This window comes from Sinorhizobium terangae (genome assembly GCF_029714365.1).
Taxonomy (GTDB): domain Bacteria; phylum Pseudomonadota; class Alphaproteobacteria; order Rhizobiales; family Rhizobiaceae; genus Sinorhizobium; species Sinorhizobium terangae.
In genome coordinates, this window is record NZ_CP121661.1 from 342,899 (window position 1) to 367,562 (window position 24,664).

Annotated in this window: 14 protein-coding genes and 7 pseudogenes; 7 read left to right on the forward strand and 14 right to left on the reverse strand. The window is 56.8% G+C overall.

Features of this window, described 5'->3' with window-relative positions:
- Positions 1-86 precede the first annotated feature (86 nt).
- Positions 87-5,717, reverse strand: coding sequence for a type I polyketide synthase (locus tag QA637_RS29865; protein ID WP_283067458.1), 5,631 nt, complete (start codon positions 5,715-5,717; stop codon positions 87-89).
- A gap of 920 nt (positions 5,718-6,637) precedes the next feature.
- Here QA637_RS29865 and QA637_RS29870 point away from each other — a divergent pair.
- Positions 6,638-6,820 carry a hypothetical protein gene (locus QA637_RS29870; RefSeq protein ID WP_283067460.1) on the forward strand — a complete coding sequence of 61 codons (183 nt, stop codon included), beginning with the start codon at positions 6,638-6,640 and terminating at the stop codon, positions 6,818-6,820.
- Between the two features lie 143 nt (positions 6,821-6,963).
- Entirely contained in the window at positions 6,964-7,608 is a 645-nt protein-coding gene (locus QA637_RS29875; protein ID WP_283067461.1) for a hypothetical protein, read from the forward strand.
- Here QA637_RS29875 and QA637_RS29880 read toward each other — a convergent pair.
- The 4 genes and pseudogenes from QA637_RS29880 to QA637_RS29900 all read right to left on the reverse strand — a co-directional run bounded on the left by QA637_RS29880 (position 7,599) and on the right by QA637_RS29900 (position 12,374).
- Positions 7,599-8,768: pseudogene (locus QA637_RS29880) on the reverse strand (IS4 family transposase). The gene QA637_RS29875 and the pseudogene QA637_RS29880 overlap by 10 nt on opposite strands.
- A gap of 276 nt (positions 8,769-9,044) precedes the next feature.
- Positions 9,045-10,604 carry a carbamoyltransferase C-terminal domain-containing protein gene (locus QA637_RS29885; protein WP_283067462.1) on the reverse strand — a complete coding sequence of 520 codons (1,560 nt, stop codon included), beginning with the start codon at positions 10,602-10,604 and terminating at the stop codon, positions 9,045-9,047.
- A 64-nt stretch (positions 10,605-10,668) separates the two neighbouring features.
- The gene (locus tag QA637_RS29890) at positions 10,669-11,292 is read right to left on the reverse strand and encodes an O-methyltransferase (RefSeq protein WP_283067464.1); all 624 of its coding nucleotides are present in this window, start codon (positions 11,290-11,292) and stop codon (positions 10,669-10,671) included.
- A gap of 695 nt (positions 11,293-11,987) precedes the next feature.
- Entirely contained in the window at positions 11,988-12,374 is a 387-nt protein-coding gene (locus QA637_RS29900) for an ectoine synthase (protein WP_283067466.1), read from the reverse strand.
- 771 nt (positions 12,375-13,145) lie between these two features.
- Between QA637_RS29900 and QA637_RS29910 the strand changes: the two are divergent.
- From QA637_RS29910 to QA637_RS29925, 4 pseudogenes are all read left to right on the forward strand, one after another.
- A pseudogene (locus QA637_RS29910) lies at positions 13,146-14,055 on the forward strand (IS481 family transposase).
- 59 nt (positions 14,056-14,114) lie between these two features.
- Positions 14,115-15,142: pseudogene (locus QA637_RS29915) on the forward strand (IS110 family RNA-guided transposase).
- Positions 15,143-16,290: 1,148 nt separating this feature from the next.
- Positions 16,291-16,488, forward strand: a pseudogene (locus QA637_RS29920) (helix-turn-helix domain-containing protein); the annotation flags it as partial.
- 290 nt (positions 16,489-16,778) lie between these two features.
- Positions 16,779-18,090: pseudogene (locus tag QA637_RS29925) on the forward strand (IS5 family transposase).
- A gap of 40 nt (positions 18,091-18,130) precedes the next feature.
- On the opposite strand, the pseudogene QA637_RS29930 reads toward QA637_RS29925, so the two are convergent.
- From QA637_RS29930 to QA637_RS31120, 3 genes and pseudogenes are all read right to left on the reverse strand, one after another.
- Positions 18,131-18,354: pseudogene (locus tag QA637_RS29930) on the reverse strand (IS5/IS1182 family transposase); the annotation flags it as partial.
- A gap of 126 nt (positions 18,355-18,480) precedes the next feature.
- Positions 18,481-19,494: a 1-aminocyclopropane-1-carboxylate deaminase gene (locus QA637_RS29935; RefSeq protein WP_283067468.1), complete on the reverse strand. Its 1,014-nt coding sequence runs from the start codon at positions 19,492-19,494 to the stop codon at positions 18,481-18,483.
- A gap of 366 nt (positions 19,495-19,860) precedes the next feature.
- The gene (locus QA637_RS31120) at positions 19,861-20,058 is read right to left on the reverse strand and encodes an exopolysaccharide production repressor protein (RefSeq protein ID WP_428843188.1); all 198 of its coding nucleotides are present in this window, start codon (positions 20,056-20,058) and stop codon (positions 19,861-19,863) included.
- An 89-nt stretch (positions 20,059-20,147) separates the two neighbouring features.
- Between QA637_RS31120 and QA637_RS29940 the strand changes: the two genes are divergently transcribed.
- The gene (locus QA637_RS29940; RefSeq protein ID WP_283067469.1) at positions 20,148-21,092 is read left to right on the forward strand and encodes an IS481 family transposase; all 945 of its coding nucleotides are present in this window, start codon (positions 20,148-20,150) and stop codon (positions 21,090-21,092) included.
- 79 nt (positions 21,093-21,171) lie between these two features.
- On the opposite strand, the gene fdxB is transcribed toward QA637_RS29940, so the two are convergent.
- The 6 genes and pseudogenes from fdxB to QA637_RS29970 all read right to left on the reverse strand — a co-directional run bounded on the left by fdxB (position 21,172) and on the right by QA637_RS29970 (position 24,363).
- Positions 21,172-21,489 carry a ferredoxin III, nif-specific gene (fdxB, locus tag QA637_RS29945; RefSeq protein WP_283067470.1) on the reverse strand — a complete coding sequence of 106 codons (318 nt, stop codon included), beginning with the start codon at positions 21,487-21,489 and terminating at the stop codon, positions 21,172-21,174.
- Positions 21,486-21,685, reverse strand: a pseudogene (locus tag QA637_RS29950) (CCE_0567 family metalloprotein). Before QA637_RS29950 ends, fdxB begins: the two are co-directional and overlap by 4 nt.
- A 25-nt stretch (positions 21,686-21,710) precedes the next feature.
- Positions 21,711-22,199: a NifX-associated nitrogen fixation protein gene (locus QA637_RS29955; RefSeq protein ID WP_283067472.1), complete on the reverse strand. Its 489-nt coding sequence runs from the start codon at positions 22,197-22,199 to the stop codon at positions 21,711-21,713.
- Positions 22,200-22,202: 3 nt separating this feature from the next.
- Positions 22,203-22,697, reverse strand: coding sequence for a nitrogen fixation protein NifX (gene nifX / locus QA637_RS29960; RefSeq protein ID WP_283067474.1), 495 nt, complete (start codon positions 22,695-22,697; stop codon positions 22,203-22,205).
- Complete coding sequence (gene nifN / locus QA637_RS29965) at positions 22,694-24,049, reverse strand: nitrogenase iron-molybdenum cofactor biosynthesis protein NifN (protein WP_346283793.1); 1,356 nt, start codon at positions 24,047-24,049, stop codon at positions 22,694-22,696. The genes nifX and nifN overlap by 4 nt, the downstream gene beginning before the upstream one ends.
- Positions 24,046-24,363: a hypothetical protein gene (locus tag QA637_RS29970; protein ID WP_283067476.1), complete on the reverse strand. Its 318-nt coding sequence runs from the start codon at positions 24,361-24,363 to the stop codon at positions 24,046-24,048. Before QA637_RS29970 ends, nifN begins: the two co-directional genes overlap by 4 nt.
- Positions 24,364-24,664 lie beyond the last annotated feature (301 nt).

Here is a 24,664-nt window from a genome sequence, read left to right on the forward strand (position 1 = left end):
TCGGCCGGTTACAGCAAACCGACCTCACGTGACCTTCCAAATTCGTCCGATTCAAAGCTTACGCAAACTCTCCGTGAGGGAGTGGACTATTTGTGGGTAATTGCAGGCTCCGCCGGCGTGATACGAACTTGCTTTATCAAATGTACAATCTGCGGCGCGTTATCATGCCGCATAATGGTGAAATGGTCTCCATGAATGACATGAACGTCTACGTTGGCTGCGACGTTCTTCCATCCCCATGTGGGATCAGCCGAAGTCGCGTCCTCGTTTGGCAATTGGCTGCCAAGAGCCCCGGCCGTTCCCGCTCTTATGAATGTGAGCGGGATGGTCGTTTCGCTGGCTTCGAATTTTGGTGCAATAACGGTGTTTGCCCAATAGATCGCGGCTGTTTGTTTCAGACTGGGATCGACCGCTCTGCTGGCACAAGCAAGATCCAATGCATCGAATGCCTTGGCCGGCGTGTCTGAAACCATTAAATTGAAGCTCTTTTGGTCCAGAGGTCGTGCGGCCCGCCCACTTACCGGAATTGCTTTAGAGGCGCTCGTCGGGATGTCCAAAATGATCACTCGCGCGACGTCGACATTCTGCCGTTGAAGCTCAACGGCAACCTCGTTTGCGATTCTTCCGCCAAAAGAGTAACCGACTAGAATTACGCGGTTACCAATTGCTGCCTCTTTGGCACGAGCTGTCATCGGGCCGATTATGTCAGACGGTTCAATTTCATCTTGCCAGGGATCAAGCCCTGTTGGATACTCAAGGACTTCAAATGACAGATCACCAAGTAACGGGATGAGACCTGCGAAGTCCATTGGCTCTCCTGTGATGCCGGGAATAAGAAGAAGCCGAGCATCTTTCGCAGTCAAACGTTCCGATGTTGTATGCATTCGGGAGGCGGCCTCGTGTAATTCCGTAGCAAGGCGGCGCGGGGTTCGGGTACTCATGATCACGGTCGAAGATGCGGTCGTTCCAACCGATTGCCGCAGCTCATTACGGAGTTCGATCAGACCCAACGAATCAAGTCCAAGCTCGCGCCATTCGACATCCGGATCGATAGCTAAAACGTCCCGTTCTCCGAGAAGAATAGCAATCTGCTCTGTGATCAGCCGCAAGACGTCCTCTGCGGTTTGATCCTGATCTGCTGATTTGAGCCCGCCCCTACTCGAGTCACTAGGCTGATCGCGAGGGCGAACGGCCGCTACCGGCGTAGTAAACGGAGCCGAATGAGTTTCCGGAGTACAACAGAATCGCTTCCTGTGAAACGGATACGTCGGCAATGATATGCGGTGCCACGGCTCCCGAGATGCAAGAGCATCGAATCGGATATCGACGCCAAGTTTGTACAATTCCGCTACGGCCGTGAGGAATGTTTTTACTTCACAAGAACTGCGGCAAGAGGCAATCCAGGTCCTCTCAGCGTCGGGGTCGTTTTCCATACCCAGACCAACAAGCATTGGTCTAGGCCCGAGCTCAATAAAAACCGTTGATCTATCTTCAAGCATATACTGAAGCATGTGGTCAAAGCGAACCGGTTTCATGACGTGATCCGTAAGATATCCTGTCCAATCAAGATTGCCTGGAAGAGGCGCTCCTGTGACCGAAGAGATGACGGGAATTACGGGGTCAGAGAAGGAAAGCCGCGCTATGGCAGATGTGTACTCGTTAAGAATGGAGCGCATCTGGTCGGAGTGGAATGCGTGAGATACTGGCAGCAAGGTGACGCTACAATCGCACACGTCGCCAGCATCAGTAAGCTTTGCCATCGCATCTCGGCCACCGGCCAATACGACAGTATTCGGTGAATTAAACGCCGCGACAGTCACACTGTCGTTTAAATTGGAGACGAGGAGTGCAATACCTTGCGTGCTTCCTTTGGCGACGGCCATTACACCAAGTCCGGCGGGAATATCCGCCATTAATCGTCCCCGCTCAGAAACGAGGAAGCACGCGTCGTCCAGCGACAGGGCATCGGCAGCAACCCACGCCGCAATCTCACCCAAGCTATGGCCGGCCACCTGCTCAAGGCGAACCCCAAAAGCCCGAAATAAACACGTCATGGCGTACTCGAACGCGAAGATCGCCGGCTGCGCAAACTGGGTGAGATTTATTCTTGGTTGCAAGCCGGGCGTTTCTCCCACCACCTGCTCAACGTCGATCCCATGAGTAGCTTTTATGCGCTTGAAGCAATCTTCCATCGCTTTCTTGAACACAGGAAAAACGCCCGCAAGCTCTGTTCCCATCTCTGTACGCTGACATCCCTGACCAGTAAATAGCCCCGCAACTTTAGTTGGACGTGCACTGTCAGATGGCAATAGCGCTCCTTTAATTACATCATCAAGGAACTGGGACAACTCGACTTTGCTAGAAACGGGCTGAGCGATCCGGAATCGTTCCGGCCGGCGGCCGACGCAGGAGGTCATGCATATATCTCGCAAACCCAGGTCTTGGTTCGATGAAGCGACAACGTTGTACATTTCCTGACAAAGAGTGATCAGTTGTTCAGGGGTTCGAGCCGACAGCACGAAGAACTCATGCTGCTGAGAACTGCAAGGCTCTTGGTCAGATTCGCGACTGTTTTCGCGGCTCTCAAGGATAATGTGACAATTGGTCCCTCCTATCCCCAAGGACGTGACGCCTGCTCGTCTTGGTCTTCCTGGTCGATTCTGCCAGTTCTGCGCTTGCCCGTGGGCAATTTTCAGGCGGGATCCGTTTAGGGTCACGCGTTCATTTGCATTCCGGAACGTCGGGATGGCTGGAATTTTGCCTTTTTGAACGCAGAGGGTTGCTTTAACCAATCCAGCTGCACCTGCCGCTTCATCAAGGTGACCGATGTTAGCCTTTAGGGATCCGACTAGGCAATCTTCAGCGACAGTGGGTTCGCCATAGGTCGATAGGAGCGCCGCGATCTCAATGGAATCGCCGACCGCTGTGCCAGTTCCATGCGCCTCAACATAGTCAATATCGGAGGCAATAAGACCAGCGTCCGCCAGAGCTGCGTTGATAACTTCAACCTGACCTTCCAGGCTTGGCCCCGTATAGCTCAGTTTGCGGTCGCCGTCGTTGTTGACCGCCGTACCAACGATCGCGGCGAGGATTTGATCGCCATCACGAACCGCGAGCTCATAGTCTTTTAAAACGAGAGCCGCGCATCCGTTTCCAAACACGGTTCCGTCGGCCGCCGCATCAAACGGTCTGCAGCAGCCCGTCGGCGATAGAATCAGCCCCTCGTGTGCAAAATAACCGACATGCTGCGGCGTGCAGATCGATACGCCACCTGCAATTGCCATGTCAACCTCTCCGGCACGAATGGCCTGGACAGCATGATGGACTGCGACCAGTGCACCTGAGCAGGCCGAACCTATAGAAACACTAGGGCCTGTCAGATTTAACTTGTTCGATACTCGCATCGAGACTTGTTCGGGAGAGTTGCCTTGCTCGATGAGAATCTCTTCGACATCCCGAATGAGCCGGTGGCTCAAGAAAACGCCATCGGCCTCCTTCGTCACCGTGGGTAAAATACTGTTGATGAGATAAGTGTTCGAGCCACTGGCCGAGTAGACGCCTGTGCGATAAGGCACCCTCGTCGGTGCATAGCCGGCGCTCTCGAGCGCATGCCATGAGCATTCTAAGAAAACGCGATGCTGCGGATCCATCAGCGAAGCCTCACGCTCACTGATTCCAAAGAAAGCGGCATCGAAATGATCATGGTCGTCAAGAAATCCGCCGGTCCTGACGAAATCGTCGCGCTCCGCCAGTGTCGGTGGGTCGTTCGTGGATGTCGTCAGGAAGACGTCATTCCTTAGAAGTCCGCGCCAAAGAGCGTCAATTGAGTCCGATCCAGGAAAGCGACCTGCCATGCCGATGATTGCCACGTCCTTTCGCCCGGAAGGAACAGAGGTCAGCTGGCATTCGCCTGCGATGCCACGAAATCTTGCAATTTGGAGAATCGACTTCTGCGTAGTCTCAATTGAAATGTCTGCTACCGAGATGTCAGCCTGCAGTTCTTGCTGCAGGCGCGTCACCAGTTGCATGGCACTAAGTGAATCCCCTCCTGCTTCACCAAAACTTCGCCCCTCACCACCAGGGAGGACATCATTCCAGATGTCGGAGACTGCTCGCTCGAAATTTTGTTTTTTGCGCCTAACGGGAAGTACGGCAGTGGCGGAGGATGCCATCGCCTCAAGCGCTCGGCGATCAACTTTTCCGGTCGACGTCTCGGGAAACGTCGAGACCGTATAGACTCGGTAAGGTACAGCTACCTCATCCAGGGCGACGCGAACATTCATTCTAACATCTTCCTGCAGGATCTCCCCAGCAGACTCTTCGGCCCGCGTTACGAAACCAATCAGCTCGACTCGTCCACTGATCTCAGTTGCTACAACCGCAGCCTGTCCGACGTATCGAGAACGTTCCATGGCGGTTTCTACAGCTGCGACGTCAACCCGTTGGCCGCGGATCTTCACCTGTCGGTCAATCCGACCCGTGATTACAATGCTGCCATCAGCCAGGATAGCTCCGAGATCGCCCGAGAGATACTCGTTAGCTGCACATGTTGAAGTTGCAGGAAGGGCCAAGAGACCGTCAGTGTCCCTCTGCATGTACCCCATAGCAACCTGTGGCCCTCTCACTACGATTTGTCCTTCAGATCCTGGATCCGACGTAACCCCTCCGGCAGTGAGTACACCTACCTGCATGCCTGCAATGGGAAACCCGATTGATGGTAAATCCGGCCATTGTTCAGGATCTCCGTCGAGTTGTAGTGACGTAACGTCTTGCACCTCTGTCGACCCATAATTGTTGTAAAGTACAGCTCCGAGACGTTGGAAAAGACCCCGAATATTGCTGTTGATCTTCAACTGCTCCCCAGACGTTGTAATGTCCGTGAGGTATAGGGGTTTGGTGAATGAAGACGACGCAAGTGCCAGCTGATTTAGCACACTGAACGGCAGGTACGCCTTTTCGATGCGACTTGAAGAAAGTAAATCTAGAAGCAGGCCAATATCCCGCCGCTGCTCACTTGTCGCTAAAACCGCCGCCCCTCCCGAACTGATCGCCGCAAACAACTCGTGAAAGGCTATATCGAAATGGAACGATGCGAATTGTAGATGCATTGTACCAGGTTCGCATCGTCTATGATGTGTGTCCCAACCGACTAGGTTGGCGAGCCCCCTATTTGACATAAGCACCCCTTTCGGGGTCCCGGTCGTACCGGACGTGAAGAGGAGGTAGCAGCCTGAGTCGGGTATTGCGTGATTTTGTTCACTTGAGAAGTCGCAGGTTGCTTGCCGCTCGACAAGAACCGTTTGGACACGGAAAGAATCGAGAAGCTCCCCCACATCGGCAGCGACGGGAGTGTTGGGCGTAAAAAGTGCAAACCTAGCCCCTGAGGTTTCTACGATATGGCGCGTCTTCGCCTCGCGCGCGCGAATATCGAGCGGACACACTATCGCTCCCCGAAGTAAAATTCCTACGATAAGGTATACCGTGTCTAAGTGACGGGACGGATTAATCAAGACAATGTCACCTGTGCCCACACCGCACTCCCATAGCCGACGTGACACACCCGATGCCTCACGAAATAGCTCATCGTAAGTCATTCGCTCGTCACCGCACTGAACTGCGGTACTTTCAGGATATTTCCGCGCGCACTCCACAAAGGTCTCAGATACGGTGCGGCAGGATTCGACGCAGGATTGGCTGGACACGTTGATGCCGGTCATGGGCGTCCTCGGAAGTTTTGCCACAAGTAAGTCAGTGCGACTACTATTGAAGCGAGATCGTGAACCCTGTTACCCGTGAGACGGAGCAAACTAGGCGCGGATAGCCCCTGATCGTCGATTAGGTACTCCGCGTCACTCTTATCCGGTGAGCGCCTCGTGCCTGACACGACAATCCCAAGGCGGGCGCTATTACATTCACCATTCTCTGTTATTTAAACTGACGATTACGCAGCGCTACTACCAACGTTGGTAGTAGCCATTATCATTCTCACAGGTCAAATTACTGCAGGGCTGCTTCGACGCTGAAGAAGCTGAAGCAACGGAGTTGCCAGCCTTGTTTGTGGTCTTGGTCGTGTGCCAACGGATCACTAGCATGCACGGCGTCTGATTAGATTGAAGCCTTAGCTGGATCCTCACGGCCACGCAGATCAGGTGAGAATGGCAAGATGCAGACATGCAACTCTGATCAACGCACCCTACTATCCGTTAGTTTGGAGCTGCCGGCCCTTTTGAAAATGGACGGTGTGGTGATCACCCTCCAAAGATGGTCGCCGAGGGAACAATATTCTTGGACTTTCCTTGCGCCTAGCGAAAGGGATCGCGTTGCCAAAATTCGAAGCTCGATTGCCCGAGCAGAGTTTATCGCAGGAAGGATCGCTCTACATCATGCAGGACTGGCACTCGGTCACGACGTAAGTAGAAGTCGTATCGATTACGACAGGACCTCGGGAAAACCGTTCTTTGATCCTACTAAGGGATCCTTCAATTTCAGCATTGCGCACACCTTAGGACTGGCTTGCTGCGTCGCGTCTCTAGACCATCAGGTTGGGTGTGACTGCGAGAGATGGGATCGATCCATTCATACAGAGGCACTATCCTTCCTCTTCAGGAGAAGCTTCGCGAGCGAGAGGGAAAGTCTCGTGGAGTGGACAAAGCTGGAGGCCTTCTTGAAACTCCGCGGTCGGAGATTGATCGACACGGTCGACGAGAAAGGTCAGCTCGTTTCACTCGGTTCGAAGGAGTTAAAGGAAAAGCAGATATCTCATGTCACCCTTGACCTTAACAAGAAGTTCGTTGTCAGCTATTGCACTGATGTGAACTGATGGGGTGGCCAATCGCACTTAGAGTGCCAAGATTCTGATGTTGGAACGACACTGCCGGTTGCATGGTTGTCTTCGCGGTCGATATCAGCATGATGAACTCCGCAAACGCTACGGCGGGATGATGCCATCCGAGGCTGAAGCGCATGCGTCAGATTGAGGAAGAGAACAACCGGCTGAAGAAGATCGTCGCCGACCTGACGCTCGACAAGGCGATGCTGCAGGATGTTTATCAAGCGAAAGCGCTGAGGCCTGTTGGTCGCCGACGGCTCATTGACGAAGTCCGCAAGGACTGGAAGATGTCGATCCAGAGCGCCCTCTGGTCGCAGGCCGAGCTGAAGACCAGACTCAAGGAAATTGCCCAGACACGTGTCCGCTACGGCTATCGACGCGTGCATATGCTGTTGCGTTGCGATGGCTGGGCGGTCACAATACCGACCGAATCTGCACCACTACAAGGAGATGGGCTTCCAGCTCAGGAACGTGTGGGCAAAACTGCAGAAGGATCGCTACGAGGCCACCCACTCCAACCAGGTCTGGCGATGGATTTCCTCCACGACCAATGCCGTAACCGTGTGCTGGCGGTCGTCGACACATTCTCGCCGGTCGTCGATCCGCGTTCCGAGGATGGCGTGGCGACAATGGTCAGGGCCTGCCGGAGCATCGGCTATCCGACGACGATACGGGCGATCAGGGCAGCGAATTGTCTCCCGCGACCTCTGCCTATCAGCGTGGCGTCAAACTGGCCTTCTCACGGCCGGCAGGGCTGTCCGGGGAAAGTTCAGGCATAGGCGAAGGCCATCTGGTTGGGGATGGTTCGCGGCCTTGGCCGGCTTGGATCGACGGGCGGCGGCTTATCGAAGGCGGCGATGCTTTTGCGCTGGAACAGGCAGTGGGTGACAAGGTCGGTGAAGCGCAGGATCGGCAGGCCGACACGCCAGAGGCGGGCGGCGATGCGCAGCAGCGCATAGGCGATCATCGCGGCGAAGATCTGCAGGCGGATGGCGTTGTCGTTGTGGCCGAGGAACTTGCGGATCTTGAGGTGCTGCGGTGCTGCTTGATCCAGCGGAACAGCAATTCGATCTGCCAGCGGCCCTTGTAGAGCCGGCCGATTGCGACGGCCGGGCGCTTGAGTCGTCGGTCAAAAGCGTGATCGTGTCGCCGTCCGTGCGCCTGACGGTGATACGGCGCAAGGCGATCGGCAGCTTGGAATCGCCCTTGCTGGTGAGGCGCACCCGGACATCCTCGATAACGGTGAAGCCGTCGCCCTCGGCAAGCTTGATGCGCCGTTGGCGCAGCAGCTTGAGTCCCATGTCGGACTTGGGGCGGGCGACGAAGACGGCCTTGGCTTCGGCGATCGCCGTCCACCAGCCGTAATGGCAATAGCCCTTGTCGAAGACATAGGTGGCGCCCTTCTCGATTTTGACCGTGCGGCCGATCTGGGCGTCGTTGATATTGGCATCGGTGATGTCGAGGATGCGCGGGCAATCGGCCTTGGGGTCGTAGACGACATGCAGCTTGAGGCCGCGGATGCGGCCGTTCGACTTGGCCCAATCGCAGAATTTGCCGAGCGGGATCGGGTCGAATCGATCAGCCGCAGCATCTCTTTGCCTTCGCGCCGCGCCCGCCGGTCGAACTGGCCGGTGAGATGCGCGAAGGCTTCGGCGAAGACGGCGACGGGCCGCCGCCGGTTGGCATCCGACAGCGTCGAGCGCAGCAGCCGACCGCTGCCGAGGTGGTAATGCTGCTGGCTGTTGGCGTTGAAGCTCGCCTCCAACCCACGCAGGCTGCTGGCGGCGCTGAACTGGGCATAGATCAGCGCCACCAGATGATCCCAGCTGGTGAAGCGCTTGTCATAGGCATCGCCGGCGTGGCGATCGACAATCGCCTGGAAGCTGCGGCGATCAATCGCTTTCAGCCGCGGGCCAAAGATGCTAGGTGCAAAGCGCATGCTCCGTCTCCTTTTCTGAGTCTCGACAACCAGAAAATAGAGGGAAAACCGCCATCTGACGGGGCATGCGCCTGCGGCATTTCGATTCACCTAGACCTTTCCCCCGACAGTCCTGCACGGCCAGGAAAGCCGACCTCATTGAGGCGTTCAACGGTAGCTTCCACGCGGAATGCCTGAACGCGCATTGGTATCCGAGCCTTGACGACGCCCGGTCATCACCCATTTTCGACCGTGGCTCGGAGGGACACTTTCCCTTCGTTACGCGCTCTTTCGCTGTCAACTCGACGCCGTGAGAGGTGCCTCCTCGAGGAGATAAAAGGCATCATTAATCACGAATCCGTCGAGGCCTACAGCCCGGGCATAAGCAAGCAAGTCGCTTGCACGATTGATGAACCCGGTACCGTTGAAGTTCAGCGATGTGTTGCAAAGAACGCCGACCCCGCTTTTTGCTTTGAACGAAGTGAGCAATTGAAACAGGCGTGGGTTTTGCATCTGCGAAACGGTCTGAGCCCGTGCTGTGCCGTCGACATGCGTGATGGCCTGCAACCGGCTATCGAGGACTCTCTGGAACAAAAGCATGTAGGGCGACGGGCGTACCAGGTCGAAGTGAAGCGCGACGTCCTGCTCCAGGCAAACCGGTGCGACCGGGCGGAAACCCTCCCGGTTCTTGACTCGGTTTAAGCGCTCATGGGTCGCCTTTGAGAAAGGCGCAGCGAGAATTGACCGATTGCCGAGCGCTCGTGGCCCGATTTCGCAATTCCCCTGTACCCAGCCGATCACCTTCTCACTAAGCAAAGCCGAGGCCACTTGGCCGTAGTCGAGTGGTTGGACCTCAAGCCCGGTGCGGTCGATTTCGTCAAGTATGAAGGGCTGGCCTGAATAGACGTTCCATTTGATTTTAGGATTGCCTGTGAAATGCCGCATCGCGTCGACTGCGGTCCCGATTGCGGAGCCTGCATCATTTGCGCACGGTGGAATGAAAACGTCGGAAAAAAGGTTTGTTTCGACCCATCGGCGGTTCCATTCACAGTTTAACCCGCACCCGCCGGAAATCAGCAGCGGATAACCCTTTATCAAGTTCTTCTTCGCAAATGTATAAAACGAATCGAAGATGGCGTCCGAAACTCGCCTGGCGAGATTTGTGAATTTTTGATGGGTTACCCCAATGTTGTAGTATGGCGAACTCCGCAGATCTTCCTTGGACAAGGGGTACACATCGTTTGGAAGCAAGAAATCGATTAGCGCCTGCTCCTCCGAGCTAGGTGATCCCGTCTGCCCATAGGCGCAAAGCGCCATTAGCTTGCCTGCGTTTTCTAAACGTGTTCCTCCTGCGCTCGGATCGGCGAGCGCATAAAGGAAATTATATTTGTGGCCAGGATTCGCCATCACTTTTCCCTTATGAACGACCTGTAGGTGCTCATCGATTTCGTAAAAATCGCCGCACCATCCTTCCCAGATCAGTGCGTAACAAGGCGTGCCGGCGGGGAACGGCGACATGCCGTAACAACCCCAGAGATGGGAGCGCTCGTGCGTCGAGGAATAGAAATGCACCTTGCGGCCGAAAATGGTCCTCTCGCCGACAACATCGGATCCCTGTGCTATGCCGTAGTAGCCTACCGCGTCGTGGCTGAATCCTGTGTCCCAACCTCCGACCGCAATGACATCCGGAATGGCGTCCATGCTCCCAGCGGCTTCAAGGATTGTCATCGGGTTAATGGTCGAATATCTGCGAAAGCTATCCTTCTCAGCCTCGTATGAATAAATCAGCTCGCCCGCTGATGCATCCACTGCTGCAATTGTGCCATCATGGTCCGGCTTGAACGACATTATCTTCATGCTATTACTCCACGGCGCAATGCCACTTGTCTCCACGAAGTTCCTTAATCTGCCGAGCAATCCGTTATTCCTCTTCGACAGAAAAATCAGCTGCTGCACGCATCGAGAGCTCCAAGCCATACCCTATGGGCAGCAGGATCGACTCGATGTCCTTCCTCAGGCGGATGTGTTGGCGGTACCCCTCACCAGCGTGCGGATCTGGGCTAGTTATCTTATTGGCGATGACGTAGGCTAACGGAGCAAGCTTTGGATAAAGTGCCTCAAACGCTGGAATATAAGAGCTATACCAGAGATCGATCAGACAGAACTCGATCTCCCCCTGTAAGCCCTCAACTATTTCAATTGCATCTCCTGAACGGAACACAACATGATCCGCCAGTCCGGCTCGTCTCAGCATATCGTTCGCGAAGATTTGCTTTTCCCTATCAAAATCGCAGCTCGTCACGATTCCACGATTCGCGCATGCAGCCTCGGCCAAGTAGATCGTCGAGTAGCCGTAGGACGTCCCAAGCTCAAGAATCGAGCGCGCCTTTAATCCCTTGAGAAGGCAATTCAGGAATTGGCCAGCATCGGGTCCAACTGGAAGTAAAACGGCCTGCGGTGAATCCGGTAGAGAAAGCAGCGCCTCGGAATCGTGGCGATAACGTTCCTCATATTCGACAAGCACATTTTTCACGTCGACATGCATTTCTTGGTTCCATTTAGAGAGACAGCATTTTAAACCTTAACGCGTCATTGTTGCTTACGGCCCCTTCCGCCATGAAGTCCAGGCGGCCTTCTCCATGCAAATGTTCAGCCGAACTTCTGACGCTGAAAGCCAATTTAAATGGGCGTCTTGATCGTTGCACCTATCCAACCTAATTGAGCAGGCTCAGGCCACAGTGTCTTCCTTGTCCAGCGGAACTCCGAACCGTCGCTCCACATTCCACATTCTGTGCATGATCACCGTCAACCATCGCGCCGGGGGCGACGACCAGGCCTTCAACCACGACCATTTCTGCACTCGCGTCAGCAGCGAATGGACGGCCTCATAGAGCATGTTCGCATCAGCCGTTCCGCGCCGGCGTCATCGAGGTCGATTTTGTGGCGCATTCCGGTACATCTTTGTCGGGGAGCTCCGTGTAGGCGATGGTACTGACCGATATTGGCACCGGTTGGTTGGACCGAATGTGTTCTGGTCGACACGCGTGACAGTGGCAGTGTGATCGCGGCGATTAGGCAGGCACGCTGGTAGCCTCCCGTTCCTGATGTTGGGGGTGTTCCGAGGTGATGTGAGTCCCCCCGAACAGAATCTGTTTGAAGCGGAAAGCGAACGATCCAGTATTGCTCCTGTACTGGCGTGTCTGAGGTGAAATTCTTCTCGCGCCCCATCTTTTCGCCCGCTCAATATGCCGACCCAGTGGAGTCATTGAGGTTGTGGCGCTCTGTTCCCTTCAGCGGTGGATTGAACACGCTGACGAGGATCAGGTCCTGGTCGAGCCCCCCCCGTAAGTAATGTTTGTCGTGTTTGTCGAGCACATAGATGTCGCCCACACGAATGCGAAAGACATTGCTATCCATGTCCTCGACCTCGCCCTCTCCAGCGATGCAATAGCAAGCTTCGAGGTGATTCCGGTATTGGAGCAGCGAGACAGTGTTCGCCCGGACCACCGTATGGCAAACGGTAAAGCCCATCCCGTCCTTTTCTGTCAGTAGGCGGTGGCTGGTGCCGCTGCCCCACTCAACAAAGTGGTCGGTTGCTTCAACATCTTGCAGGCTGCGCACGAACATGGCGTCCTCCTATGAGCGAATTTGACGAACAGGGCCATCGGGCTCAGATCGACCGCCGGCAGATCCTCTTTAAATGCATGATTTCTGCTTCTGACCAACGAGGGCCCTCATGAGATAGTTGAGGCGAATTTACGTATGATTCCGCTCCTCGGCACCTAATGAGCTTTTCGCGCGCCGCCGGCTAAATACATGTGCCTCATGCGGCATTGAGTCACCGGATCCGGCAGTTGGACGAGTGGTTCGGCCGCACCATGTTCCTAGGCGAAAGCGCGGCGTCCGTCCCGCTTGCCGCAGCTCTGTCGGCTAGCTTCGAGCACATTGCGTGACGCTTCCCTCTGGTTCGTCTTATGAGCGCCGGATTCCATATGCGCGCTTGCAACGCCCCTTGATGTCCCGCTCCATTTCATGGCGTTGACGTCAATGGCCTGCATCAATCGATGGACCTGCGGACCAAGATCGAGTAATGCGTTTGGCAGAACCGTCGATCACCTGACGTGGGTCGGTGACAGCGGATCTCTTAATGTTGAGCATTTTCTGTATACTCGGCATGAGAACTCCATTTATTTAACTTGAGCTCACGCTCTCGATCTACTACCAGATCAGATAGTTTACGCGGCGACTTCAGCGCCGATGGCAGTGAACATGTGCGGAATTCGAGCGTGTATCTGGTTGTCAATGGTGCTCTAGCTGCGAGTTTACAATAGGTTGTCCATTCGGGCTTGGCCGGGAAATCTGAGGTCGTCGAAGCTTCAGTGACTCTCGGAGGACCTAATGAACATCCACAAGAATGCCCGTTTGACACCATTGCGTCGAGAGGAGATGGCGCTTGCTGTTGTTGGAGGCCGTCTTTCCAAAGCTGTTGCGGCGCGGACATACGGTGTGACGGCGAAGGTCGTGGGACGCTGGGTCGGACGGCCGGCATGGTGGTCTTCCCGGCCGAAGAGGAGCCCGAAACAGACCGCGGCAAAGGTTGCCGACGAGATTGCCATGCTGCGCCGCCAGCGGCTGACGGGCAAGCACATCGCCAAGCAGACCGGCGTGTCGGCGGCGACGGTCAGCCGGGTGCTCAGGCGGGCGGGTCTTTCGCGGCGCGCCGCTACGAGCGCGACAAGCCCGGCGAGATGATCCACATCGTCATCAAGAAGCTCGGGCGCTTCTTCCGTGTCGGCCACCGCATCACCGGCGACCGCGCCGGCGAGTCCAACAGCCGCGGCATCGGCTGGGAGTTCGTCCGCGTTTGCATTGACGACACCTCGCGCGTCGCCTTCTCGCAAAACTTGCCGGACGAAAGACAAGAAAGCCCGTCGGCTTCCTCAGGGCGGCGGTCGCCTACTACGAAAGCCTCGGCATCACGGTCGAGCGCGTCATGACCGACAGCGGCTCCTGCTACAGGTCGAAAGCCTTCGCCAGGGCTTGCCGCAAGCTGGGCCTCAGGCACATCCGCACAAAACCCTGCACGCCGAAGACCAACGGCAAGGCAGAGCGCTTCATCCAGACCGCGCTCAGGGAATGGGCCTATGCCGTCGCATACCCGACGTCAGACCAGCGCGCCGCCGAGCTGCCCGCCTTCATCGATACAATTGGACAGGCCACACGGCAGCCTAAAGTCACAACGCCAATCAGCAGACTCGGCCCAATCGAGAACAACCAGTTGAGATGGGATGGTTGCCGCCCTCCCTAGACGGCATCGCAGTGTGCCAAAATGTGGTGTTTCAGCCACCAAGCGGAGAGGACGGCAATATGAAGAATACGATGATTGGGGTGGATTTGGCAAAGAATGTAATCGTGCTCCACGGCGCGTCGATGAACGGCCATGTGAAGTTTCGAAAGAAGCTGTCACGCCTCCAGTTTCACAAGTTCATGACGGAGCATCCGTCGGCAGTGGTTGTGATGGAAGCCTGCGGCAGCGCCATTACTGGGCTCGGGAGATGACCAGGCTCGGCCATGAGGTGAAGCTGATCGCGCCGCAATATGTGAAGCCTTTCGTAAAGCGCCAGAAGAACGATGCCGCCGATGCCGAGGCGATTGTGATTGCGGCCCAGCGGCCGGAGATGCGATTCGTCGAGCCCAAGTCGGAAGAACAGCAGGCCAAGGCAGTATTGTTCCGAGCCCGCCAGCGCCTCGTCCATCAGCGCACCGATCTGGTGAATGCATTGCGTGCCATTCTCTACGCATACGGCCAGGTCGTCGCGCAAGGCATCCACCACCTCACTCGCATTAAGGAGATCGTCGAGGAACCAAAGAGCAATCTGCCCGAACTGGTCCGCCACGAATGCCAGGACCTTATCGACCAGATTGCGTGGAAGACGCAGCGGATCGAGGCCAAGACCGTGCAGCTCAGGAAGCTTGCGGCAGAAACCGAAACAGTGCGGCGGCTGCAGACCATGCCGGGAGTTGGTCCGCTGACCGCGCTGGCGGTTGAAGCATTCGCACCCGACATGGCCAGCTTCAAACGCGGCCAGGACTTCGCGGCTTGGCTGGGCCTTGTCCCACGGCAGCATTCCTCGGGAGGTAAGGAACGCCTCGGGCGGGTTTCGAAAGAGGGACAAGCCGACATTCGCCAATTGCTCATCATCGGGGCCATGTCACATTTGAACTGGCTAGGTCGCAGTTCGATCTCCACGGGATCTTGGCTGGCGCATATGCTGGCGAGAAAGCCGCGAATGCTCGTGGCGATCGCCCTGGCGAACAAGATGGCGCGGGTAATCTGGGCGATGCTGAGAACGAACGAGGATTATCGGAATCCGGCGTCGGCTGCGGCTGCATGATCGACCTGCAGCAAACAGCCCGGCACCGGTAAAGGGGGTGTGAGAAGGCGACGACCCGAATGGGCGCAACGATCGAACAGATCCGGATCAGGAAAACCAGCTGGAGCCAAAGAGCCAATGCGCTCGTTGTTGAGATTTGGACCTGATTTGCAGATCACCATACCGGCCAGCGGCTTCTGGAAATGCCGCTTATGAAGGCCTGACAGAAGACCGCACTCGATCACACGTCGAAAAGGGCCAGAAGCCTCTTGCATTACGGGGAGCTGCATATTGGATAGACAGCCTTCGAATGGTTGCAACCATGAATCAATCGAACAGTCTGGAGGTTGGCCGTGAAAACCATACTAGTTTGCACCGCGTCATTCTTCCGATTCCATGGTGGGAGGGCCAAGGACCGATCCCCAAAGAGAAGCAAGACCCGCGCGAAGAACATCTAAAGCTGGCCGGAACGGAAAGCGCGAAGGCGCTTGCCAGCCTAACCAGTCGAGGACCGGGAACGCCAGCAAGACGTGGATTGATTTAAATGACGACGGGACCAAACCCGTACACGTTCGTTGGCCCGTCATGGCCGAGCGCTTCTAAACAGGACAGTGCGGCGATAGACTGGTGCCCGTCATTCCCTTGGAAAGGGTCCAGCACCGGACAACTGTCGCATTTGTCGAGTCAGCGACGCGGCGGTGTTACACTTGGCTTCCTGCTGCACAGCCATTTAATGCATTGATAAAATTCGGCAATTTTATCCCAACCCCTTATTTTTCCAAGCTGGCGCGATTTTTGAAGTTCCTGGGGCGAGAGCCGTAGAAGCTGCTAGCCAATGACGTCGCCCGATCGAACGAAGGCAGGCAAGCAACAGTTCTCAGGTCCGCGCAACGCATTAATCGAGCTAACGATACGGGGCTGCGGACGACGGCGCACAAAGCAGTCTCTATAGCCGGCAGTTTTTTCGCACCAGTGACAACTTGCAACGCAAGAGGCCAACTAAGTTGGAGAGATCATGGAAACCGCGCGGACAACTGCTGTCCCTTGAGTCTCAGAGCCACCAGAGTGTCCGTTCAGTTTTTCTGTGGTCATGTTGATACATCTACTGGAGACAGCCGAAGAGGCGCCCTTTAATTCGAGTTCGGCCGATGAATAGCATCAAGACAGAACCTGTTCTTTCCAGAAGAGAAAAAGAGTGTATTCTGTGGGTGGCAAAAGGGAAATCTTCTTGGGACATAGGAATGATTTTAGAAATATCGGAAAACACTGTCAATTTCCATGTAAAAAACGTAATGCGAAAATTAAATGCTTCTCGTAGAACGGTCGCTGCTATAAGAGCCTTAAGACTCGGAATTATCGAATTGTAAAAAAGCGCATACATCTCTTAGCAGCTTGTCCCGAGTGGTCCAAATTCGAACATCAACATAATGAGGCAAGATCTTTCAACATCGGTTGCGCTGCTATGTTTTCTTGAAACCTGCATCTTCGGTGCGTTCAGATCAAGAACCGCGGATGTCCATCTTGGCGTACGGCCGGATATTTAGTCGCCGCTGAAAAACCTCTCAACGCCCTGCAATCATGGGATTCCCATCTGTTTTGAAGTATTGGAAACTGCCGGAAATCGCCGATGATGTAGCTGATTTCTGGTGTTTTTGGTATGCGGCCAAGTCGTCCCTCTTCCGGTAAGAATGATCTTTTTCGCGACCGTCTGGACGCGATCATCAACCCGCGCCACGCGCTGGTGCGATTGGCGGGTGTGGTCCCATGGGCACGATTTAACGAGGCGTTCGGTGGGTTCTATCGGCTGGTTGGCCGGCCCGCCAAGCCGACGCGGCTGATGGTCGGGCTGCATTACCTGAAGCATGTCCACGACCTGTCGGACGAGGAGGTGGTCGAGCGCTGGGTGGAAAACCCGTAGTGGCAGTTTTTCTGCGGCTTTGAGTTCTTCCAGCACGAAGCGCCGATCGACGCGAGCACGATGACCCGCTGGCGCAAGCGGATCGGGCCGCAGGGGCCGGAGAATTGCTGAAGGCCAGCGTCGAGGCGGCGCTTCAGACGGGAACGGCCAGGCCGGAATCTTTGGAGCGGGTCAATGTCGATACGACGGTGCAACCGAAAGCGATCGCTCATCCGACCGACAGCAGGCTGTATCTGAAGGCTCTGCAGATGCTGGTCCGTCACGCCAAGAAGCATAGCATCGAGCTGAGGCAGAGCTACACGCGTCTGGCGAAAGCAGCGGCGGTGCGCGTCGGCCCGCTATGCCCAGGCCCGGCAATTCCGCCGCATGCGCCGTGAACTGAAGCGACTGCGCACCTTTCTCGGCCGCGTCTTGCGCGATATCGGCCGCAAGATCGCCGGCAACGTCGAACTGGAGAGGACTTTCGCCCGGCTGTTCGGGCTTGTCGAACGGCTGCTGGCGCAAAAGCCCAAGGACAAGAACAAGCTCTATTCGCTGCATGCTCCCGAGGTCGTCTGCATCTCGACGGGCAAGGCTCGCACGCCATACGAGTTCGGTTGCAAGGTAGGGATCGCGGCGACGAACCGCGAAGGGCTGGTTCTGGCGGCCAAGGCGTTCGAAGACAATCCCTATGACGGGCACACGCTCTCACGCACCGGTGGTATCGATCCGGATCGCATCTACGTCGACAAGGGCTATCGCGGTCATGATTACACCGGATCGGCGTCGGTGATGATTGCCGGAAGCCGGCGCGGGCTGACGCCGACCATGCGACGGGAGCTGAAACGACGATCGGTCATATGAAGGCCGATGGCAGACTGGACCGCAACTTCCTTCTCGGGCATGCTGGCGACGCCATCAATGCACTGCTCGTGGCCGCAGGTCACAATCTGCGCCTCATCCTGGCGGGACTGGCTCTTTGGTGTGCCTTCATCAAGGCCGCGCTCACCGTTCTCATGGCGAAATCGGATACTTCTCCAGATCTTCCACTGCCAGAAAATCAATGATTTAGCCTTTGTTCAGGGCCGACTATTTATGCAGAATGATCACGCCGATCCGGATAGCAGTTGCGAACGGGCGGGCCGTAGGTTTTGGCCCGCAGCGTGCTGATGGGTACGAGCAATCATGGGGTACTTGAGATCCGAATCATCCGACATGGCCGCGAAGATGCGCCACCAGGCTCCCTGTGGCTCCAGCAGCTGAAGCGACGGAAGACGCTGTTGCATCCGCCGAATACCTCACGCGGAACGCGCTAGGGCGAGCCGGTCCGCACGACCGCGACACCGCCTCCACGGCGGCAGGCGGTTAACCATGCGGCCGATTGCCACCCATGAAGGCCGTGCGATCCGCTTCCGGACCAGGTCTGTATCATCTTAGGTTCGACGCGACCGCACCCCCCGCGTCATCCGTTACGAAACGTGTAGCCGTAGCTGTTGATCGCCGGCGCGCCCCCGAGATGCACATAGAGGACTCTCGATCCCACTGGAAAGAAGCCTTTTCGGACCAAGCCGATCGTGCCTTGCATCGATTTGCCCTCATAGACGGGATCGGTAATGATGCCCTCCAGCCGCGCGCACAGGCGGATAGCCTCCTTCGTTTCCTCAGCCGGGATCCCGTAGCAAGGGTGCGCGTACTCCTTGAGCAGCACCACGTCATCGTCGACGATTTCCGTGCCGAGGTTGACAAGCTCTGCGGTATGCCGGGCAATTTGTAGCACCTGCGCCTTGGTTCCGGCGGGGGTAGCCGAGGCATCGATGCCGATCACGTTGCGCTGTCGCCCGTCCTTGGCGAACCCGACCACCATGCCGGCTTGCGTCGAGCCCGTCACAGTGCAAACCAGGACATAGTCGAAAGTAAATCCAAGCTGCTTCTCCTGTGCGCGTACTTCCTCGGCGAAGCCGACGTACCCGAGACCACCATATTTGTGAACAGAGGCCCCCGCTGGGATCGCATAGGGTCTACCGCCCCTTTGCTTGACCTCATCGAGCGCTTGTTCCCAACTGCGGCGGATGCCAATGTCAAAGCCCTCATCGACCAGACACACCTCTGCTCCCATGACCCGGCTCAAAAGAATGTTGCCTACGCGGTCGTAGACGGCATCCTCATGTGGCACCCAGCTTTCCTGTACCAGCAAACATTTCATGCCTATCTTAGCCGCAACCGCAGCAATCATCCGTGTGTGGTTGGACTGCACGCCGCCGATCGACACGAGCGTATCGGCGTTCGACGCGATCGCGTCGGGGACGATGTACTCGAGCTTGCGGAGCTTGTTTCCGCCGAACGCGAGGCCTGAGTTGCAGTCTTCCCGTTTGGCATAGATTTCCACCTTTCCGCCTAAATGCTTGCCGAGGCGGTCGAGCTTCTCGATGGGCGTAGGCCCAAAGGTAAGCGGGTAGCGTTCAAACTTTTCCAGCATGTTCTCTCCAGTGATATGTGATAGAGCTGAAGCTCGCTATGCGAACGCAGTTTGAGAGACGTTTTCCTATTTGAGCACGACAGCGCTCTCCAATGTCCCAGATGGGTCCGTTCGTATTTCCAGCAAGGCCGAACCAAGCCGTACACGGCGGTACCAGCAACGCCTACGGAACGGCAAAGCCGCATCTCCCTCGGGTTGGAACGGCCTGAATCGGTCGCCTTTGGCCATCCTAGACTGCGCATTCGTTCAATGACGATGTTCATGGCTCGTCCAAAGTACCGCGAATCTGAGCACTGTTTGGCATCGTCCGCCCACGCGAGCGGCGACGTGTTACGTATCTGAGTCAAGGTGGGGACATCGGAGGGTTCATTGAACATCCTCATGATACTCTAGCGACTGGTAGCGAACTTCTTGGCAATGCTCAGCCCTTTGGGCACCTCTCTGGGCCCATCTAGACCGCCAGACCAAAAAGAGCACGCTTCCTAAATAAGCGACCTGGAGAAGCAGCCAACTGACGAGCGTTGTGACCACTACTTTGCGGATGGAAAGCGAGAGGAAGTACACCGCTAGATGTGAGCTCCAATAGGTTGTCCATTCGGTCGCGGCCGGGAAAGCTGAGGTTGTCGAAGCTTCAGTGATTCTCAGGGGACCGAATGGACATCCATAAGAATGCCCGCCTCACACCGCGCAGTCGAGCAGTAATCGCGCACCGCGTGCTCATCGAAGGACAGCGGCCGGCAGCCGTTGCCACGGCTTTCGGCGTCTGCGTGAAGACCGTTTACAAATGGTTGGGGCGCTATCGACGCGAGGGCGAGGCTGGCCTCAAAGATCGCAGTTCCCGACCGCACCGCCTGTATCATCCGACGCCGCAGGCCACCGCCGCCCGGATCGAGGCGTTACGTCGCCTGCGCATAACGGGCCGACACATCGCCACGGAGACGGGTGTCTCGCCAGCCACGGTCAGCCGCATCCTCAAGCGCCTTGGCCTGAACAAGCTCAAGGCCTTGGCCCCGGCTGAGCCGGTGCGGCGCTACGAACGCGACAAGCCCGGCGAGCTCATCCATATCGACATCAAGAAACTCGGCAAATTCAACCGAACCGGCCATCGCATCACCGGCGATCGCACGGGGCAGAGCAACAGCCGCGGCATCGGTTGGGAATACGTCCATCTGGCCATCGACGACCACTCACGCCTGGCCTATTCGGAAATCTTCCCCGACGAGACGCGGCGCTCCTGTCTGCGCTTTCGATTCAATGCCTTGCGCTTCTTCAAGGCGCATGGCGTCAAGGTCCATCGCGTCATGACCGACAACGGCTCCCAGCGATACGCCAAGGCGCTGCGGCGGCTCAGCATCAAGCACATCCGCACCAAGCCCTATACGCCCAAGACTAACGGAAAGGCCGAACGCCTCGTCCAAACCGCTCTGCGCGAATGGGCCTATGCCAAGGCCTACGAAACCTCGCAGCAGCGGGCCGCCGACCTGCCGGTCTGGCTCCACCGCTACAATTGGCATCGTCCGCATGGCAGTCTACAATCCAAACCGCCTATCAGTAGACTCGGCCTGACCCAGGACAACCTGTTGAGGCTCCACAGCTAGAGCGTTGTTGCACAGGACCAGCAGCAGGACGCGACAGAAGCCTCTGAAGTGCACAGCCGTTCTCCCGGTTTGTCCCTTATCATGCAGCGACCTTGTCAGCTGCAATATGGGTCTGACAGTTCTTCGGACAAACGCGGGCGCAGGCTCCGCAGCCGATACAGCGGCCGGCATGATCGACGACCATGACCATACGATTGAGCTCGCCATCAAAGTCGTCGTCCTCGTCGTCGCAGATACCAAGAATTTCACCCGCGTCATCGATGCCGTAAAGGTGCATGACCTCGCGAGAGCAGACCTTGAAGCAGCGGCCGCAGCCGATGCAGGTGGCGCCATTGATAGCGGTCAGATATTCCGGCATCCAGTTTGTGCCGTCGCGGGTAACGAAAAGGCTCGTCATCGTGAGTTCTCCAACGCACTGAGCTCTCTCTTCGCAGCGTCCAACTCGGCAAAGGCGTCGAATGTTTTCTCGGCGACCACCTTGATCTCGGTCCAGCTGGCAGGTCCTCGACAAGGTCGTGCAATTCCATCTTCGCAGTTCCCGCCCGCGACTGCAGCTTGCGGACCTTCTTCTGCTGTTCTTCAAGGTCTGACATGATCTCCTTCCTCGTACCGGTCCGATCACGCCCGCGCCACGTCGGGATAGGCTTCGATGGCTGCGACCGCATCATCGACCAGTTTCGCACCTGCCCCAGCGAGTTTGCCAAGTGTGTCGAAGCCGAACCGATGGACGTCACGAAGTGTCTTCGACAGAACGACCAACCGCCCGGTCGTGAGAAGTACGCGGCCGAAGCCCTCATGGCTCATCATCATGGTCGACGATACCACCAGGCCGGAGCGCTGCTCGATCACAAGCCCCACGCAGGTGTAGAAAATCTGCAGCCTCCACAGCACGTCCGGGTCGGGATCGCCGATGATCGGGATCTTACGGCGCTGCTCCTTGGTGACGATGAAATCGGCCAGGAGGTCGGCGTCGGATTTGTCTTCCCACATTCCATAAGTGTCTTGGGCGCGGATCTGCCGCATGAGGCACTTGAGGAAAGGCGTGGCAAGGGCCGTCTCGTCCGCGTCGACAGCGGGGCCATCCGCAGCAGCTTTCGGTTTTTTCATCGTTCAGACCTCATCCTCAAAGGATTTCTTTTCGGTGGCGCCTGCCTCCATCACCGCCTTGCGCAACCAAGGCGGAGGAGCCGTCCGGAGCATCGTCCGGATTCGCGACAAGACGTCTTCGATAGACTGAGGCTGCGGCACTTTGATCGGATGGATTTTCGCCGAAATAATCTTGGCTGCCGAAGGACTGCCGATCGCCAGACAAAACAGCAGGTGGCAGCCCTTCAACGCCTCCACCCTCGCAATGATGCGATCATCGCCGTCAGTCCGGTGCTTCCCGCTCTCGTCGGCAACATCGTCAAAGGCTACAGCTTCCACGAAAGCAGAGTCATCGGCCGTCACGTCAAAAACCGCGAATAGTTTGGCCGAACCGAAATGCGCGTTGAGGCATTCCATGTCTTGCGTCGCGATAGCCACGCGCAATGCACCGGATTGCTGTCGCGGCGTCAATGCGTGGAGCTTGTTGGCGGCGAGCGAAAGGCGACGAACGGAAGTCATCTGGTCGTTTCTCGCTTACGGAATGGATCGAATGACTCGGGCGTTGGCGTGTGTTGGTTAGCCTGGAAGATGTTCGCAACATCGAAGATCAGGTCGCGCGTCCCCTGATAGAGGATCGTGAGCTTATGCTGGCTGCCGAGTCGGTCGAAGATCGGGAAGCCAACGCGCATGAGCGGAATACCAAGGCGCTCGGCCGCCTGTCGTCCGTGCGAATGCGTGACGAGAAGATCAGCGCCCGCGGCGAGACCCTCGAGATCGCCAAGATCGCCGTCCTGGACCTGTTCGGCCGGCACTTTCTTGAGAATGTTCGAGGTGCCGGTCGTGGTGACGGCCGCCGGGATTTCGGCGCCCATGCCCGTGAAGAAAGTCGCGAGCTGGTAAAGCTGGTCCGGCTCGGCGACGATGCCAATCTTTTTGCCACCAAAATGAAAGTGTCCGTCGAGCAAGGCGTCCTGAAGCTGTGCGCGGCGACGGCGGATTATCGCTGGCGCTGGTGCACGGGAGATTGAAGAAAGCAGCGAGATAAAACGGTCTGTCTCCTTCAATCCTGTAAGGGAATGAAACAAGGCATAAGGCACTCCGGTCAGTCTTTGCAGCACCTCCGCGGGGCGGCGCATATGCTCGCCGATCGCGATGCATTGCACCGACGTGCCAAGCTCTTCAATGTCCTTAACCGTAGTGCCGCCACAGGTGGTCGGCACCCAGCGATCATCTGGCACCGTCCCGTCGAGCGAGCCGGAGAGATCCGGCAGAACCACTGGCTTCAGTCCGAAGCTTTCCATCGTTTCGCGCAAATGCTCGATGTCAGCGACCGTGAGGTTCCAGCCTGGCAAGATCACAATCTTCTTCGACTGCCGAACCCGCTCACCGCGCAGCGTAATCCTTTGGAGCATCGCGGTGACCGCCTGGGCCCAACCCTCCTCGATCGCACCATGGAAATCCGGCGTGTTGGCCAGAACGATCTCAGTGCCTGCGAGTTCTTTAGCGTGCATCATCTTGATGTTCGCGAGATCCCTTGCGAAATCCTCGCCACGAGTTTCAACCAGCGCGGTGGTACAGACCCCGATCAGCTTCGGGTTCGTGCGGGTCTTAAGGTTGAGGATCGCCTCTTCGAGATGGTCCATGCCGCCGAGGATCGTCGCCATCTCGTCCATCGCCGTGGTCTGCGAGGGGACGGCTTCCTTGAAGTGCCGCACGAGAAGTACCAGTGCAAAGCTGGTGCAGCCCTGGCTGCCATGAAACAGCGGGATGGCACCATCGACCCCAAGGAAGGCGAGCGCAGCGCCCAGCGGCTGAGACGACTTTAGCGGATTGACCGGCGCCGATTTGGTTTGGGGAAGAATGCGGGTCATCGGCTTTCCTCAACGTTCGCCGAAGCCGTCGGCTGTTGCGCGGATACTTTTTTGAAGGCATGGACGATCTCGATCTCATGTGTGCTTGGCAGCTCGTGCTCCGCCGCAGGTCGGTATTCCCACGGTGACGGCTCTCGCACTTGGCGCCAGATCGGGTTGTGAATGGCACGGTCGATCTGGCATACGAGTTGACGCAAATCTGACATGTTGCCTTCCTTCCTTCGTTCCACCGATCGCGCAATGTCGGTCGGCAGCTCGCGCAGCCTCGCAATGAGGGTTTCAAAACTCGTGCCAATCTGGATGAGCGAGTCCAAGGAAAGGACCTTTGATTTTTTTCAGCTATTTAGTGTTTGCTAAAACCAAGGGATCGGCTGAACACGCCTGTGTCGCTGACCTGACAAAGCGGCCAGCAAGGTGTCGGATGGCACTATTTGCGACAGATATACGTTCCGTTCGCCGGGGACCCACAACGCTTGGCCATCCACTCTCGCCGTAAACGGCTGCTCTGGCCGGGAAGCCGTCTGGTGTAATCTAAATGCCGCATGGGCGACTGCAAAACTACGATGCCCGAAGCGGGCACGGAGAGAGGCGGAGATCGACGCTTGGCTTCAGGAC

What these genes read in the sequence shown, in the direction of transcription:
- QA637_RS29900 (WP_283067466.1), bottom strand. Translation starts at nt 12,374, where the DNA reads ATGTTCGTGCGCAGCCTGCAAGATGTTGAAGCAACCGACCACTTTGTT.
- QA637_RS29865 (WP_283067458.1), bottom strand. Translation starts at nt 5,717, where the DNA reads ATGACCGGCATCAACGTGTCCAGCCAATCCTGCGTCGAATCCTGCCGC.
- QA637_RS29935 (WP_283067468.1), bottom strand. Translation starts at nt 19,494, where the DNA reads ATGCTGGAAAAGTTTGAACGCTACCCGCTTACCTTTGGGCCTACGCCC.
- QA637_RS29955 (WP_283067472.1), bottom strand. Translation starts at nt 22,199, where the DNA reads ATGAAAAAACCGAAAGCTGCTGCGGATGGCCCCGCTGTCGACGCGGAC.
- nifX (WP_283067474.1), bottom strand. Translation starts at nt 22,697, where the DNA reads ATGACTTCCGTTCGTCGCCTTTCGCTCGCCGCCAACAAGCTCCACGCA.
- QA637_RS29875 (WP_283067461.1), top strand. Translation starts at nt 6,964, where the DNA reads ATGCGTCAGATTGAGGAAGAGAACAACCGGCTGAAGAAGATCGTCGCC.
- QA637_RS29890 (WP_283067464.1), bottom strand. Translation starts at nt 11,292, where the DNA reads ATGCATGTCGACGTGAAAAATGTGCTTGTCGAATATGAGGAACGTTAT.
- QA637_RS29940 (WP_283067469.1), top strand. Translation starts at nt 20,148, where the DNA reads ATGGACATCCATAAGAATGCCCGCCTCACACCGCGCAGTCGAGCAGTA.
- QA637_RS29885 (WP_283067462.1), bottom strand. Translation starts at nt 10,604, where the DNA reads ATGAAGATAATGTCGTTCAAGCCGGACCATGATGGCACAATTGCAGCA.
- fdxB (WP_283067470.1), bottom strand. Translation starts at nt 21,489, where the DNA reads ATGACGAGCCTTTTCGTTACCCGCGACGGCACAAACTGGATGCCGGAA.
- nifN (WP_346283793.1), bottom strand. Translation starts at nt 24,049, where the DNA reads ATGACCCGCATTCTTCCCCAAACCAAATCGGCGCCGGTCAATCCGCTA.